Source organism: Oceanicaulis sp. MMSF_3324 (genome assembly GCF_030733545.1).
In the GTDB taxonomy this organism is placed as follows: Bacteria; Pseudomonadota; Alphaproteobacteria; order Caulobacterales; family Maricaulaceae; genus Oceanicaulis.
The window spans coordinates 349,131-362,960 of the sequence record NZ_JASHIU010000001.1 but is presented as its reverse complement, the minus strand read 5'-3'; the positions used below and the strand labels follow the sequence as shown (position 1 = coordinate 362,960).

The window sequence follows — 13,830 nt, the reverse complement described above, 5'->3', positions numbered from 1 at the left end:
GGCGGGAAGGGTTGCGTCATGAAGCTGAATGTCAAAACGCTGGAACATTTCGAAGGCCTTGAGCTTCCGGCCTATCAGACAGCGGGATCGGCTGGCCTCGACCTGCCCGCCGCCGTGCCCGCCGACGCGCCCGTGGTCATTGCGCCGGGCGAATGGAAGCTAATCCCGACCGGCATCTGCATTGCGCTGCCCCAAGGCTATGAAGCCCAGATCCGACCCCGCTCCGGACTGGCCGCCAAGAAGGGCATATCGTGCGTGAACACGCCCGGCACGGTGGACGCCGACTATCGCGGCGAGCTGCGCGTCAACCTGATCAATCACGGCAAGGAGCCGTTTGTCGTACAGCGCGGCGAACGCATCGCCCAGATGGTGATCGGCCAGTTCACCCAGATCAGCTGGAACCCCGTCGACGCGCTCGATGAAACCGCACGCGGTCAGGGCGGTTTCGGTTCGACCGGCGTCTAGAAACCCAGTTTTTTCGCAATCGCACCCAGCCGGGACCGCTGCAAGGCCAGCGCAAAACGAGGCGCGCTGAGCCCGAGACGGTGCGCAGCTGTCAACAAGGCGGCGCGCGCCGCGTCCGGCGCCAGTCCCAGGCGGCTGGCGATGAAATCACCTGTGGGGCGCGCATATAGGCCCAGCGGCTTGAGCGTGGCGCGGGGGAAATCCTTCATGTTCTCGGTCAGGATCACCCGCGCCTGACCGGCGCTGGCGGCCTGCATGACATGGGCGTCGTCCGGATCGGGCAGCTTGCCGGTCACCTTGATCGCCATGGCGTCCTCCGCCGGGGTCAGGGCTTCGGGCCAGGCATGTTCGAGCGCCATGACCAGACGGGACGCTTCGCCCGGCCCGTCGCGATCGGGCTTGCCATCTACGATGCGCGCATGGGCGTATCCTGTCTCGAACAGGACCGCGTCCGACCAGCGCGGATAGAAGAACCCGGCGTCCGCCAGCGCCAGCACCAGGTGTCGCCGCACGGCGCCCGCCAGCACGCAGGCATCCAGAAAGACGGCCGGTCGGTCAAAGTCGTCTGGTAATTCAACCGCTTCAGGGGCAGCGATCACCGGCGCATCCGAGCTGGACGGGGCCAGATGCGGGCCGTCGATCTGCGCCAGCTCCTTGAGCGCCTGGGCGCGCACGCGCCGGCGTTGCTCGGCCAGGCGTTTCACGCTGCGCTCGTCCAGCGCATCGGCGAATTCACCCTGCGCAACCAGCTGGTTCAGGCCCCAGGCGTCGACCCCCAGCGCGGCTTGAGCCTCTTGAGGGGTCATCCGCCAATCCCCAAGGGCGCAGGGTCGCAGAACGCCTTCACATCAAACAGGCGCTGGTCGGTGATGATATCGGTCGGCTTGAGCGCGCGCGACAATTCCAGCCCTTCAAGCGAGCGGGCGCGCGAAAGCGCCACATACGCCTGACCGTGGGCGAAAAAGCGCCGGGACACATCCAGATAGACCTTGTCCAGCGTCAGGCCCTGCGCCTTGTGAATGGTCATCGCCCAGGCCAGCCGGAGCGGATACTGCACATAGGAGCCGATGGTCTCGCGCTTGAGCTTGCTGGACTGGCCGTCCGCGGCATAGCGGATGCGTTCCCAGCTCACCGGTTCGATGGTGACGACCTGATCGTTCACATGCACTTTCACGCCATCAGAGGAAAAGCCCAGAACCTCGCCGATGGAACCGTTCACATAGCGTCCGCCGGGATCATTGCGGATCATCATCACCCGCGCCCCGACCTTCAGAACGAGCGGGTCGTCCGTGGGGAAGAGCCGCGGATCGAACTCGCCCTCGACCTTGCCCGAAAAGCCGCGCGGTTCGCCCCGCAAGCCTTCAAGGCGCGCCTGATTGATCGCGGAGGCGGCCTGGTTGGTGGGGGTCAGCACCACATGGGTGCCCGACGCTTCAAGCCCGATCCGGCCCGTGACACGCGCGTTGAGGATGTCCGCCAGATCATCGGTCAGCTCGCCATCGCGCACGGCGTTGAGCACTTCGACGAATTCGGGATCAGCCTGACGGTGCACCTCGGTCAGCTCGACCATGGTGAAACCGGCGTCGCGGAAGGCCGGGGCATGAAAGAAGAAGGGACCGCCATAGGTCTCTTCAAGGAACATCCCCTCCTCGCCCTGGGCGATGGGCGGCAGCTGCGCCAGATCGCCCACCAGGATGATGCGCACGCCGCCAAACGGTTCATTGCTGTCGCGGTTGAGCCGCAAGGAGAAATCCACCGCCTGCATCATGTCCGAGCGGACCATGGAGATCTCGTCGATCACCAGGGTGGTCAACGCCTTCACCGTGCGTGCATTGCGCAAACGGCGGATATCGCCCGGCGTGATCAGGCGTGGCGGCAGGCGGAAGAAGCTGTGCAGGGTCTGACCGCCGGCATTCATGGCCGCAACGCCGGTCGGCGCGACGACGGCGGCTTGGGGCCCCAGCCTTTGAAGAATGGCGCGCGTGACCGTGGTCTTGCCTGTCCCCGCCCGCCCCGTCAGGAACAGGTGCGAGCCGCCATTGATGGCGTAATCGACCACGGCCTGCTGGTCAGGAGAAAGCGTAATTCCGGGGCGAGGGGTCAGCACGGTCAGGGCTCCTTTGAGAGAGCCCGACCTTGGCCTGTTTCGCGCTCAGCCGCCAGAGAGCGGGTTCAGCGCAGATTGAGCGTGCTGCAGGCGTTATCGCTCACATGAACTTCACTGACACGCCCGGACTCATCAAGCGTCGCGCCCACCTGGCACTCGATCAGGATCGGGCGATGGCGACGCGCCCGGTCCAGATCATTGCTGCCCAGGGCATAGGCATGCTCCGGCTCAACATTGACGCTCTGAAGAAAAGCCTGACGGCGCAATTCAGGAGTGTCAGGACGCCGGCTAAATGGAGTGTAAGCGCCAAGATGCCCGCTTGCGGCCGTAACGTCCCGGAAAAACGCCAGATCTCGACGTGAGGGCGCTTGTCCATTCGCTCGGGCGAGAGATGAACGCGTTTCAGACGAAACAAGCTCGAAAACCACAACGTCACGCCCATCACGAGACAGTGTCTGATAGGCGGGCTGACCGTATGCGTCGATCATGGCCTCAACGGGAGCGCCTTCAAAACTGTTCGGCAGATAGGGGCGTTCCGCGTGAGCGGCTGAGGACGCAAGCATTGCTGCGGCGACACAGACTGCAAGTTTCATCATGACCTTCTCCTCCACGGAGAAAGTATGCGTGCCAGTTCAGCTCATGCAAGTTTTGAAAGGAACTCGAGAGGGCCTGCGCCGGTCAGTACAACTCTTCAGCCACGCAGCCATCGCCCACGAAGCGGAAATCACGCACAACGCCGGACGGGTCGATGACGAACCGGGTCTCGCACTGCACCCAGCGCGTTTCATCGGGCTCATAGACCGTCTCGTCATAGCGCTCGATCCGGGTATGACGCTCGCCATTGGAATCCACATAGGTAACGCGGCGCTCGTTGGGGATGGTGCGATAACCGCCGGGTATGACGCGCTGTTCCTCGCGCATATAGCTCCACACCTCGCCGCCATCACTGAGCTCATCCACGCGATCGGGCGAACCGAACTCGACCAGCACCACATCCTGGGTGCGACCGACCAGCTGGCTCATATGCTGGCGATAGCCTTCCGAAGTGGCGCAAGCGGCCACCAACAGGGCAAGAGCGGCGGCGATCTGGTATTTCATCTGTGCATCCCCATGGCTGGCGGTTCACTCTGAGCTACACTCGCCTTCATGAACACAGGCTGAGCAGACACCGTCCGTTCGCCCCAGCATGCATCAGGTCTGACCGACATGGCCGTGGACGTCAAACGACATGCGCGACACATCGTGCTCAAGGAGCTGGGCGGTCCGGGCCAGCAAAAGCTCTCACGCGCCCGCATCACCGTGATCGGCGCGGGCGGGCTGGGCGCCCCGGCGCTCTTGTATCTGGCGGCCGCCGGCGTGGGCCAGTTGCGGATCGTGGATCCCGACACGGTCTCCCTGAGCAATCTGCAACGCCAGATCCTGTTTCGCACCGAAGATGTGGACGCCAGCAAGGTCGAGCGGGCGAAAGACGCGCTGACAGCGCTGGACCCGGGCATCGACATCGATCCTGTCAGCGTGAAAGCCACCCAGGAGACGCTGCCCGGCCTGCTGGCCGACAGCGATCTGGTGCTGGATGGCTGTGATGATTTCGAGACGCGCTTCGCGGTGAACCGCGCCGCGCTGGACGCGCGCATCCCGCTGGTTTCCGGCGCCGTTGGGCGCTGGGACGGGCAAATCGGCGTCTTCGCCCCGCATCTCAAGGATGATGCGCCCTGCTATCAATGCTGGGTGCCGGAGATACCGCCGGATGCGGAAGACTGTGCGGTGATGGGCGTTGTCGGCGCTCTGACAGGCGTCATCGGGTCGATGATGGCGATGGAAGCGATCAAGCTGATTTCCGGCGCCGGCGAGCCCTTGCTGGGTCGGATCGGGCTTTATGACGGATTGTCGGGCCGGATGCGGACGGTCAGTCTGCCGGCATCCCGCAGCTGCCCGGCTTGCGCATCGGACAGAACTGGCACCCCCCGCACCCGCCGCGTCTGATCCGGAACCAGGCGATGCCGCCCAGCAACAGGCCCGGCGCTAGGCCGAGCACAACCGCGAGAACGGCGCTACGTCCCAGCACGCCGACAACAATCGCAACCGCCAGCCCCAACAACATGAAAGACAGAAGGGTCAGATCGGCGCGGCGACGCGGATGGGTGGCGAGGTTGGGAAACATCAGTCAGGGACCTGAGACAATTTGTCCCTTCCCTACCCCGAACCCGGCCAGAACGGCAAGCGTCAGATCCGACCGCGATGCTTGCCGTGATGGTTCTGGGTCAAGGTCTTGGCGGCCCGGCGGGCGTTCACGACGACAAACAGGTAGATGCCGCCCGCAAACACCAGACCCACGGCCGCGCCATAGACCCAGCTGGTGAGCAGGGCCGAGAAGACCAGCCCCATCACCAGCGCAATCATCCCGATAAGCGTCAGGATGCGCGGCTCCGGCATCCAGACCGTTTTCGATTTACTCGGTTTCACCAGTGATATCCCGATACAGCGTCCAGACCATGCGTTCGGTGGTGATGAAAGCCCAATTCCAGTCGTCATGGAAGTCCGCCAGCGGTTCAGAGTCCTGAACCTGCTGCAAATTCATGCCCTGATCGACCAGGGCCTGAACCCGCGCCTTCGCTTCGGTCAGCATGGCGATGCTCGCTTCCAGATCGGCCTCGGTCGACAGCGGGCCGTGGCCGGCGATGATCTGGGTGTCCGCGTCCGCCTCATCGACGATGGCCTGCATGCCGGCGATATAGCCGTCCACCGTGCCGCCATTGTCGAGATCGATATAGGGGAACCAGCCCGAGAACAGCAAATCGCCCGCATGGATGACATTCGCCTCTTCGAAGACGACGAAGATGTCCCCATTGGTGTGCGCGTCCGGGGTGTGGTGAAGCCGCGCGGTCAGCCCGTTCAGGGTGACCACATCGCCATGGGTGACGCCCACTGTGGGCAGGTATCCGCCCGAGAGCGGCTCCGGCGTGGAGCCGGTCAGCTGGGAGGTCACCGGGTTCATCAGCGCCTCGCGCACGCTGGGATGGGCGATGATCGTCGCGCCCTGCTCGGCGAAATAGGCATTGCCGAGCACATGGTCGCCATGCAGGTGCGTGTTGAGCACCAGATCCACGGCCCGGTCGCCGGACACGTCCCGCTGAGCCTGGTCGATCGCTTCGGCGAACCGTTCCATCTGGGTGTCGATCATGAACACCCCGTCTTCACCGACGCTGACGCCCACATTGCCAGCCTGGTTGGTGGCGAGCATGTACAGGCCAGACCCCAGATCGGTGGTTTCCACATAGACCTGGTTGTCGTTCTGGGCCTGCGCCGTGGCGGTCAGGGCCAGGCTGGCGAAAAGCGCGGTGCGGATCATGACGGTCTCCTCAAGAGCTGTGATCTGGGCGCAAGATGGGTGCAGGCGACCCGCTTATCCAGCCCCCGGCGAAAAACATTATTAATCATGCCCGGTCACCCTTGCCCGCAAAGTCACTCTGACCGGGATGTCACGACCTCATGCCCAAGCTGTTTGCCCTGATCTTGCTCCTGAGCGGCCTGCTGGCGCCGTACACGGCAAGCGCGCAAACCTGCGACACCTTCTCGGGCCTGCCCGTGCCGCGCTTTGTCTCGCTCAAATTCAATGAAACCCGGGGACGCGCCGGCCCCTCCTTCACGCATCCGGTCGCCTGGCTGTATCAGCGCAAGGGCTTGCCGGTGGAGATCGTCGCCGAAACACCGGACTGGCGCCGCGTGCGCGATCCCGACGGCGAGGAAGTCTGGATGCATCGCCGCACGCTGACCGGTCGCCGCGCCGTCTGGGCTCGCGAAGCGACACAGCTGCATGCGCGGCCGGATGTCGAGGCATCCCTGATTGCGGATGTACAGGTGGGCGCCGTGCTCTGGCTGGAACGCTGCCGGGCCGGCTGGTGCCGTCTGGAAGCGGAAGATCGGCGCGGCTGGGCCCGCGCTGACGCCTTCTGGGGCGTCTATCGCGAAGAAACCCAGCCGAGCCTCGCGCTTGAGGGGGGGCAAACGTCATGCTACCGCTCTGCGTCTGAGCCAGACGTGTTGGCCGCGGACCAACCCGGTTCCGCCCCGACCGACTGACGGATCTGAAACCAGGATGAGAGCCTGGCGCCGAGCGAACCCCGTTTGGCGCTGGCGCGTTCGCCGCAACTCCCGAACCCGGCGCACCCTCGCCGGACCGGCTCGACGGACCCCATGACAGACCAAAAAAACAGCTACGATTACGATGACCTGATCGCCTGCGGCAAAGGCGAACTCTTTGGCGAGGGCAATGCCCAGCTGCCGCTGCCCCCGATGTTGATGTTTGATCGCATCACCGAAATCACCGCCGATGGCGGGGCGCACGGCAAGGGCCTTCTGGTCGCCGAACTCGATGTCAAACCCGATCTGTGGTTTTTCGACTGCCACTTCCAGGGCGACCCGGTGATGCCCGGCTGTCTGGGCCTGGACGCCATGTGGCAGCTGGTGGGCTTTTTCCTGGGCTGGACCGGCGCGCCCGGCAAGGGCCGCGCCCTGGGCGTGGGCGAGGTGAAATTCACCGGTCAGGTCCCGCCCAGCGTCAAACAGGTTCGCTATGTCATTGATCTCAAGCGTGTGATCAATCGTCGCCTTGTGCTCGGCATTGCTGATGGTCACGTAGAAGCAGACGGGAAGACCATCTACACCGCCAAGGATATGCGGGTGGGTCTGTTCCGGCCCGAAGAGATCAACAATGGCGGAGGACAAGCATGAGGCGTGTCGTCGTAACCGGTATCGGCATCGTTTCATCCATTGGCGACAACGCCCAGGAAGTCGCGGCCAGCCTGAAAGCGGGCAAGTCCGGCGTCGTGGCTGCGCCCGAATATGCGGAACTGGGCTTCAAGTGTCAGGTGCACGCCCGGCCGAACGCCAATCCGGCTGAGCATGTGGACAAGCGCGCCTATCGCTTCATGGGTGAAGGCGCTGGCTGGGCCTACATGTCCATGGAACAGGCCATTGCGGACGCCGGGCTCGAGCCGGGCGATGTGTCCAATGAACGCACCGGCCTGATCGTGGGTACGGGCGGACCGTCGGTGGAAGCCATCGTCAAGGCCGCCGACATCACCCGCGAGAAAGGCCCCAAGCGCATCGGCCCGTTCGCCGTGCCCAAGGCCATGGCCTCGACCGGCTCGGCGACGCTGGCGACGCCGTTCAAGATCAAGGGCCTGAATTATTCGATCAGCTCGGCCTGCACGACCTCCCTGCACTGCATGGGCGCCGCCGCCGAGCAGATCCAGTGGGGCAAGCAGGACGTGATGTTCGCCGGCGGCGGCGAAGAGCTGCACTGGGCGCTCTCGAACCTGTTTGACGCCATGGGCGCCATGAGCTCGAACTATAACGACACGCCGGCTGTGGCCTCACGCGCCTTTGACAAGGATCGCGACGGCTTCGTCATCGCCGGCGGCGCCGGCATTGTCGTGCTCGAAGAGTATGAGCGGGCGAAGGCGCGCGGCGCGACCATCTATGCCGAAGTGCTCGGCTATGGCGCCACCTCCGATGGCCATGACATGGTCCAGCCGTCGGGCGAAGGCGCGGCGCGTTGCATGCAATTGGCGCTGAAAGAAGCCAAGGGCCGCAAGATCGACTATCTCAACCCGCACGCCACATCCACGCCTGTGGGCGATGTGAAGGAGGCGGAGGGCCTGCGCGCCGTGTTCGGCAAGGATGTCCCGGCCCTGTCCGCAACCAAGTCCATGACCGGCCACTCGCTGGGCGCCGCCGGCGTCCAGGAAGCGATCTACTCACTGCTGATGATGAAAGAGGGCTTCATCGCCCCCTCCATCAACATCGCCGAAATGGATTCCGAGTTGGCGGACCTGCCCATCGTCACCGAGACGAAACAGGCCGAGCTCAACACCGTGCTGTCGAACTCCTTCGGATTTGGCGGCACCAACGGCACCATCATTCTGGGTCGCCCCGACTAGGGACGCACCCAGCGCCGAACGAAAACCCCGGCTCAAAGGGCCGGGGTTTTTTGTATCTTTTTATCCCTTCAGCGCTTCGCGCACGGCATCGGCCAGCATGCGCGCCTCGTGCTCGCGGGCGCTGCCCTTGCGCCAGGCGACACCGATTTCGCGGCCCGCGACCGGCGGGTCGAAGGGCCGGATGGCGAGATCAAGCCGGTCGGCGAGACCCGCATCGATGGCGAGCTTGGGAAGCAGGGTCGCGCCCAGGCCCGATTTCACCATTTGCACCAGGGTGTGCAGCGATGTGGCGGCGAAATCCGAGCGCGCATCCTGAGTGTCCGGCCGGCTGGCCGAGCACACCGCCAAAGCGTGATCGCGCAGGCAATGCCCGTCCTCCAGCAGCAGCAGCGGTTCATCAGCCAGCATGTCCGGGCTCAGCGTTTCGGCCTGGGCCAGCGGGTGGTCCGGCGACGCAGCGAACAGGAATTCGTCTTCCAGCAGGCCAGTGGTTTCGATACCCGGCGCGTCATAGGGCAGGGCGATCAGCGCCGCATCCAGGCGGCGATCCTTCAGCGCGTCCACCAGACGATGTGTCAGATCCTCCCGCAGGAACAGCTCCAGCTTGGGATAATGCTCGCGCAGGCTGGGCAGGGCCTTGGGCAGAAGGAAAGGCGCGATAGTGGGGATGACCCCCAGCCGGAAAGGCCCTGACAGGGGTTCGCCCGCCGCACGCGCCACATGCACGAGGTCTTCGGCTTCGGTCAGCACGATACGTGCGCGCGACACCGCCGCTTCGCCCGCCGGCGTCAGGGCCGCGCCGCGGGCGCCGCGTTCGACCAGGGTCGCGCCGAGAATCGTCTCGAGCTCCTTGATGCCGGCGGACAGGGTGGGCTGGGTGACATGGGCGGCTTCAGCCGCGCGGGAGAATGACCCGTGCTCGGCGAGCGCCAGAAGGAAGGTGAGTTGTCGAAGCGTGGGCAGGTGACTGCTCATTCGGCATCCTGATCGGCTTGTTCGGAAAAGGCAGGAGCGCCCCCTCGGCGGGAGCGCTCCAACTGGGATCTAGTTCAGATCAAAGCGGTCATTGTTCATGACCTTCGTCCAGGCGGCGATGAAGTCCTTGACGAACTTCTCCTTGTTGTCGTCCTGGGCGTAGACCTCGGCATAGGCGCGCAGGATGGAGTTCGAGCCGAACACCAGGTCCGCACTGGTCGCGCCCCACTTCACTTCGCCGGTCTTGCGGTTGCGCACCTCATAGAGGCCGTCTTCCGCCGGATGCCAGCTCAGATCCATGTCGGTCAGGTTGACGAAGAAATCCGTCGTCAGCGCCCCGACCCGGTCCGTGAACACGCCCAGGGACGAGCCGTTGTGATTGACGCCCAGCACCCGCAGGCCGCCCACCAGAACCGTCATTTCATGCGCGGTCAGGCCCAGAAGCTGGGCGCGGTCGAGCATCATTTCCTCGGCGCTGACGGCATACCGGTCCTTCATCCAGTTCCGGAAACCGTCTGCCAACGGCTCAAGCGGTTCAAACGACTCCGCATCGGTCTGTTCGGCCGTGGCGTCGCCGCGGCCCGGCGCGAACGGGACGGCCACGTCAAACCCGGCCTTGGCGATGGCGTCTTCCAGACCCACAACGCCACCCAGCACGATGGCGTCCGCAACCGATGCGCCGGTTTCCTCGGCAATCGGCTCGAGCACGGTCAGCACCCGGTGCAGACGCAGCGGTTCATTGCCCTCCCAGTCCTTCTGCGGCGCCAGACGGATGCGCGCGCCATTGGCGCCGCCACGCTTGTCCGAACCGCGGAAGGTGCGAGCGCTGTCCCACGCCGTGGCGATCAGCTCGGCGGGGGTCAGATCACTGGCCCGGATCGCCGCCTTGACCGCATCAACGTCATAACCCGTCGGACCAGCCGGAATGGGGTCTTGCCAGATCAGGTCCTCATCCGGGACGAACGGGCCGACATAATTGTCCTTCGGACCCATGTCGCGGTGGGTCAGCTTGAACCAGGCCCGCGCGAACGTATCGGCGAAATACTCCGGGTCCTTGCGGAATTTCTGCAAGATCGCGTTGTAGGTCGGGTCCATCTTCATCGCCATGTCCGCATCGGTCATGATGGGATTGTGGCGAATGGACGGGTCTGACGCGTCGACCGGTTTGACATCCTCGGGCATGTCGACCGGTTCCCACTGCCAGGCGCCGGCGGGCGACTTCTTGAGCTCCCACTCATACCCGAACAGATAGTCGAAATAGCCCATGTCCCACTGGGTGGGATGCTGGGTCCAGGCGCCTTCAATGCCGGAGGTGAAGGCGTTGGACGCCTTGCCCTGATGGCCTTCATTCGCCCAGCCGAAGCCCTGGGATTCCACGCTGCAGCCTTCCGGCTCCGCGCCGATCTTGTCCACCGCGCCGCGACCGTGCGCCTTGCCGACAGTGTGGCCGCCACAGGTCAGGGCTGCGGTTTCCTCGTCATTCATCGCCATGCGCTTGAAGGTTTCACGCACCATGGCGGCGGTCTTGAGCGGGTCGGGCTGGCCGTTCACGCCTTCGGGATTGACGTAGATCAGGCCCATATGGGTGGCGGCCAGCGGGTTCTCGAGCGAGGACGCATCTTCAAGATCGCCATAGCGCTCTTCGGACTTGGCCAGCCATTCCGCTTCCGAGCCCCAATAGACATCCGTCTCCGGGCCCCAGATGTCCTCGCGGCCAAAGCCGAAGCCGAAGGTCTCAAGCCCCATATCCTCATAGGCCACAGTGCCCGACAGGATGATGAGGTCGGCCCAAGAGAGCTTGTTGCCGTATTTCTTTTTCACGGGCCACAACAGGCGGCGCGCCTTGTCCAGGCTCGCATTGTCCGGCCAGGAATTGAGCGGCGCGAACCGGATATTGCCCGATCCGCCACCGCCCCGACCGTCTGCGAGACGGTAGGAGCCGGCCGAGTGCCAGGCCAGACGGATCATCAGGCCGCCATAATGGCCCCAGTCCGCCGGCCACCAGTCCTGGCTGTCATGGAGCAGCGCTTTGACGTCGGCCTTGACGGCCTCAAAGTCGAGGCTCTTCACCGCTTCCTTGTAATCGAAGTCGGGGTCCATCGGATTGGTGCGGGCGCCGCGCTGGTGCAGAATGTCGAGATTGAGCGCATTGGGCCACCATTGGGTGACCGGCTTGTCCATCGCGGTATTGCCACCGTGGTGGAACGGGCAACCGCCTGCAGATTTCATATCGTGTCCGTCCATGGTCATGTCCTCCTGGATCAGAACGTCTAGATTGCGCCCAGAATGACGTGAGGCCCATGCATTTATCAAATCGATTTAATCACGGGACCCTATAGTTTTTCCCAATATAGTGCCTCCATGCCTCTTCGAGGCCGGATCACATACGCCCTGCAGTCGGATTGATGCCGAAAGTCAAAAAGCATCTAACTGATTTCATTGAATTATATCGCTAGCAGGCCTTTTATTGATAAATCCTATGGGAGCGACAGGAACAATCCATTGGATTTATCAATAGCCGGGGTTCATATCCAAGAGTGTCGAAGGGCGGCCCTCAACAACCGCCCTCGCGTGAACAATTTCAAACCTGCCAGGAGAGACACACATGCTGGGTATTGGTGATAAGATCCCTGAATTCGAAGTCATGGGCGTCAAGCCGAAGTTCAATCAGCACGAAGAAAACGGTGAGTCCGCTTTCGAGCCGATCACTCAGGATTCCTTCTCGGGCAAGTGGAAAGTCATCGCTTTCTATCCGAAAGATTTCACCTTCGTCTGCCCGACCGAAATCGTCGCGTTCGCCAATCTTGAAGATGAATTTGCAGACCGCGACGCCGTCGTCATGACCGGCTCCGTGGACAATGAATTCTGCAAGCTGGCCTGGCGTCGCGAGCACCCGGATTTGAACGGCCTGAACCAGTGGCAGTTCGCTGACACCACCGGTTCCCTCGTTGACGGCCTGGGCGTGCGTTCCCCCGAAGGCGTCGCCTACCGCTACACCTATATCGTGGACCCGGATGGCGTCATCCAGCACGTCTATGCGACCAACCTCAATGTGGGCCGCAACCCGGAAGACACCCTGCGTGTTCTGGACGCCCTGCAGACCGACGAACTCTGCCCGTGCAACCGCCAGGCTGGCGGCGACACGCTCGCAGCGTAAACGTCTTGCTGAAGGACGGCTCTCACACGAGAGCCGTCCGACGGCGACCAGCCCCGCTACGTTCATGGCGCGCCATGAGCGTAGCCGGACCGGCCGCCCAATGTCCCCCGCCCGATCCTATCCCCCCTTCAGGTGACGGGCGTTCCTGCCCTGCCGGACGGCCGGTCCAAACCTGATACAGAACATGAAAGGACGCGCCATGAGCCTTGACGCCCTGAAGAACCGCCTCCCCGATCACGCCAAGGACATCAAGCTGAATCTCAGCTCCCTGGGCCGTGAAACCGTTCTCGACGATCAGAAGAAATACGGCGTCTTTCTCGCCTCCGCCTATGCCGTGGGCGAGCGCGAAACCCTCAACGACATTGTCGCCGAAGTGGAAGACAAGCTGTCCGCCGAAGCGATCAGCGCCGCCAAGGCCGCTGCGTCCATCATGGGCATGAACAATGTCTTCTATCGCTTCAACCACCTGGTCTCCGCCAGCGATTACAAGACCATGCCGGCCAAGCTGCGCATGAACGTCATCGGCAATCCCGGCGTGGACAAGGCGGACTTCGAACTGTGGTCGCTCGCCGTCTCCGCCATTAATGGCTGCGGCATGTGCATCGATGCGCACGAACACGAACTGCGCAAGGCCGGCCTGACCACCGAACAGATCCAGGCGGCGGTCCGCATCGCCTCCGTGGTGAACGCTGCGGCCGCCGTGATCCGCGCGGAAGCCAATCTCGGCTAACGCCTGATTCACGATCTCTCCTGAGCCCGTCGGGCGGTCCTCAATGACCGTCCCGGCGGGTTTTTTTGTTCACACGCTTGGAAAACGTCATTTTGACAGGGTTTGAACAAGTCCGTATCCTGAAAATATGTCCTACCCGCCCGATCAATCCGAAACGGCCCGCCGGGAGCGGGATTCTGGCTCGGTGAACCGGGCCTGGCGCTGGTTCTCGGAAGCGACGATCAAGGCCGCCGAGAGCTATCGCGACGTGCGCTGGCGCGTGGTGACCGGACATGTGGTGATGGCCGGCATTCTCGTCGTGCTGTCGCGATTGAACCCGACCCTGCCCACCGCGCCCTGGATGCTGATCATCGGTGCGTTCTGGCTGGCTTACGGATTGCGTATGGGCGTCCTCAAGGCCGTCGGCCAATCCACCCGTTCAAGAGATTTGTGATTTACATCTGATAACCTTACG

Annotated in this window: 16 protein-coding genes; 8 read left to right on the top strand and 8 right to left on the bottom strand. The window is 63.5% G+C overall.

What is annotated here, in order from left to right; all coding sequences use genetic code 11:
• Window positions 1-18 precede the first annotated feature (18 nt).
• Window positions 19-465 (top strand): dUTP diphosphatase, encoded by a 447-nt coding sequence (gene dut, locus RBA95_RS01755; RefSeq protein ID WP_306015069.1) that lies wholly within the window; start codon window positions 19-21, stop codon window positions 463-465.
• On the opposite strand, the gene RBA95_RS01750 is transcribed toward dut, so the two are convergent.
• From RBA95_RS01750 to RBA95_RS01735, 4 genes are all read right to left on the bottom strand, one after another.
• Window positions 462-1,271: a PIN domain-containing protein gene (locus RBA95_RS01750; RefSeq protein WP_306015068.1), complete on the bottom strand. Its 810-nt coding sequence runs from the start codon at window positions 1,269-1,271 to the stop codon at window positions 462-464. The genes dut and RBA95_RS01750 overlap by 4 nt on opposite strands.
• Window positions 1,268-2,572 (bottom strand): ATP-dependent RecD-like DNA helicase, encoded by a 1,305-nt coding sequence (locus RBA95_RS01745; protein ID WP_306015067.1) that lies wholly within the window; start codon window positions 2,570-2,572, stop codon window positions 1,268-1,270. The genes RBA95_RS01750 and RBA95_RS01745 overlap by 4 nt, the downstream gene beginning before the upstream one ends.
• A gap of 65 nt (window positions 2,573-2,637) precedes the next feature.
• A complete protein-coding gene (locus tag RBA95_RS01740; protein WP_306015066.1) occupies window positions 2,638-3,168 on the bottom strand; it encodes a hypothetical protein in 531 nt (176 codons plus the stop codon).
• Window positions 3,169-3,250: 82 nt separating this feature from the next.
• Entirely contained in the window at window positions 3,251-3,670 is a 420-nt protein-coding gene (locus RBA95_RS01735) for a hypothetical protein (RefSeq protein WP_306015065.1), read from the bottom strand.
• A gap of 108 nt (window positions 3,671-3,778) precedes the next feature.
• On the opposite strand from RBA95_RS01735, the gene RBA95_RS01730 reads away from it, so the two are divergent.
• Window positions 3,779-4,555 (top strand): molybdopterin-synthase adenylyltransferase MoeB, encoded by a 777-nt coding sequence (locus RBA95_RS01730; protein WP_306015064.1) that lies wholly within the window; start codon window positions 3,779-3,781, stop codon window positions 4,553-4,555.
• Between the two features lie 240 nt (window positions 4,556-4,795).
• On the opposite strand, the gene RBA95_RS01725 is transcribed toward RBA95_RS01730, so the two are convergent.
• Together RBA95_RS01725 and RBA95_RS01720 are read right to left on the bottom strand one after the other, a co-directional pair.
• Window positions 4,796-5,035, bottom strand: coding sequence for a hypothetical protein (locus RBA95_RS01725; protein WP_306015062.1), 240 nt, complete (start codon window positions 5,033-5,035; stop codon window positions 4,796-4,798).
• Window positions 5,022-5,921, bottom strand: coding sequence for an MBL fold metallo-hydrolase (locus tag RBA95_RS01720; protein ID WP_306015061.1), 900 nt, complete (start codon window positions 5,919-5,921; stop codon window positions 5,022-5,024). Before RBA95_RS01720 ends, RBA95_RS01725 begins: the two co-directional genes overlap by 14 nt.
• A gap of 140 nt (window positions 5,922-6,061) precedes the next feature.
• Here RBA95_RS01720 and RBA95_RS01715 point away from each other — a divergent pair, with 140 nt between their 5' ends.
• The 3 genes from RBA95_RS01715 to fabB all read left to right on the top strand — a co-directional run bounded on the left by RBA95_RS01715 (window position 6,062) and on the right by fabB (window position 8,514).
• On the top strand, window positions 6,062-6,652 hold the full coding sequence (locus RBA95_RS01715; protein WP_306015060.1) for an SH3 domain-containing protein: 591 nt from the start codon (window positions 6,062-6,064) through the stop codon (window positions 6,650-6,652).
• 114 nt (window positions 6,653-6,766) lie between these two features.
• Complete coding sequence (gene fabA / locus RBA95_RS01710; protein WP_306015059.1) at window positions 6,767-7,303, top strand: 3-hydroxyacyl-[acyl-carrier-protein] dehydratase FabA; 537 nt, start codon at window positions 6,767-6,769, stop codon at window positions 7,301-7,303.
• On the top strand, window positions 7,300-8,514 hold the full coding sequence (fabB, locus tag RBA95_RS01705; RefSeq protein ID WP_306015057.1) for a beta-ketoacyl-ACP synthase I: 1,215 nt from the start codon (window positions 7,300-7,302) through the stop codon (window positions 8,512-8,514). The genes fabA and fabB overlap by 4 nt, the downstream gene beginning before the upstream one ends.
• 60 nt (window positions 8,515-8,574) lie before the next feature.
• Here fabB and RBA95_RS01700 read toward each other — a convergent pair whose 3' ends face one another.
• Complete coding sequence (locus RBA95_RS01700; RefSeq protein WP_306015056.1) at window positions 8,575-9,489, bottom strand: hydrogen peroxide-inducible genes activator; 915 nt, start codon at window positions 9,487-9,489, stop codon at window positions 8,575-8,577.
• Between the two features lie 69 nt (window positions 9,490-9,558).
• Window positions 9,559-11,733, bottom strand: coding sequence for a catalase/peroxidase HPI (gene katG / locus RBA95_RS01695; RefSeq protein ID WP_306015054.1), 2,175 nt, complete (start codon window positions 11,731-11,733; stop codon window positions 9,559-9,561).
• A 361-nt stretch (window positions 11,734-12,094) separates the two neighbouring features.
• Between katG and RBA95_RS01690 the strand changes: the two genes are divergently transcribed.
• From RBA95_RS01690 to RBA95_RS01680, 3 genes are all read left to right on the top strand, one after another.
• Complete coding sequence (locus RBA95_RS01690; protein ID WP_306015053.1) at window positions 12,095-12,646, top strand: peroxiredoxin; 552 nt, start codon at window positions 12,095-12,097, stop codon at window positions 12,644-12,646.
• 199 nt (window positions 12,647-12,845) lie between these two features.
• Window positions 12,846-13,376 carry a carboxymuconolactone decarboxylase family protein gene (locus RBA95_RS01685; protein WP_306015052.1) on the top strand — a complete coding sequence of 177 codons (531 nt, stop codon included), beginning with the start codon at window positions 12,846-12,848 and terminating at the stop codon, window positions 13,374-13,376.
• A gap of 127 nt (window positions 13,377-13,503) precedes the next feature.
• Window positions 13,504-13,809: a hypothetical protein gene (locus RBA95_RS01680; RefSeq protein WP_306015051.1), complete on the top strand. Its 306-nt coding sequence runs from the start codon at window positions 13,504-13,506 to the stop codon at window positions 13,807-13,809.
• The last annotated feature ends 21 nt before the right edge of the window (window positions 13,810-13,830 follow it).

What these genes read in the sequence shown, in the direction of transcription:
- dut (WP_306015069.1), top strand. Translation starts at nt 19, where the DNA reads ATGAAGCTGAATGTCAAAACGCTGGAACATTTCGAAGGCCTTGAGCTT.
- RBA95_RS01750 (WP_306015068.1), bottom strand. Translation starts at nt 1,271, where the DNA reads ATGACCCCTCAAGAGGCTCAAGCCGCGCTGGGGGTCGACGCCTGGGGC.
- RBA95_RS01740 (WP_306015066.1), bottom strand. Translation starts at nt 3,168, where the DNA reads ATGATGAAACTTGCAGTCTGTGTCGCCGCAGCAATGCTTGCGTCCTCA.
- RBA95_RS01735 (WP_306015065.1), bottom strand. Translation starts at nt 3,670, where the DNA reads ATGAAATACCAGATCGCCGCCGCTCTTGCCCTGTTGGTGGCCGCTTGC.
- RBA95_RS01730 (WP_306015064.1), top strand. Translation starts at nt 3,779, where the DNA reads ATGGCCGTGGACGTCAAACGACATGCGCGACACATCGTGCTCAAGGAG.
- RBA95_RS01720 (WP_306015061.1), bottom strand. Translation starts at nt 5,921, where the DNA reads ATGATCCGCACCGCGCTTTTCGCCAGCCTGGCCCTGACCGCCACGGCG.
- RBA95_RS01715 (WP_306015060.1), top strand. Translation starts at nt 6,062, where the DNA reads ATGCCCAAGCTGTTTGCCCTGATCTTGCTCCTGAGCGGCCTGCTGGCG.
- fabA (WP_306015059.1), top strand. Translation starts at nt 6,767, where the DNA reads ATGACAGACCAAAAAAACAGCTACGATTACGATGACCTGATCGCCTGC.
- fabB (WP_306015057.1), top strand. Translation starts at nt 7,300, where the DNA reads ATGAGGCGTGTCGTCGTAACCGGTATCGGCATCGTTTCATCCATTGGC.
- RBA95_RS01700 (WP_306015056.1), bottom strand. Translation starts at nt 9,489, where the DNA reads ATGAGCAGTCACCTGCCCACGCTTCGACAACTCACCTTCCTTCTGGCG.
- katG (WP_306015054.1), bottom strand. Translation starts at nt 11,733, where the DNA reads ATGGACGGACACGATATGAAATCTGCAGGCGGTTGCCCGTTCCACCAC.
- RBA95_RS01690 (WP_306015053.1), top strand. Translation starts at nt 12,095, where the DNA reads ATGCTGGGTATTGGTGATAAGATCCCTGAATTCGAAGTCATGGGCGTC.
- RBA95_RS01685 (WP_306015052.1), top strand. Translation starts at nt 12,846, where the DNA reads ATGAGCCTTGACGCCCTGAAGAACCGCCTCCCCGATCACGCCAAGGAC.
- RBA95_RS01680 (WP_306015051.1), top strand. Translation starts at nt 13,504, where the DNA reads ATGTCCTACCCGCCCGATCAATCCGAAACGGCCCGCCGGGAGCGGGAT.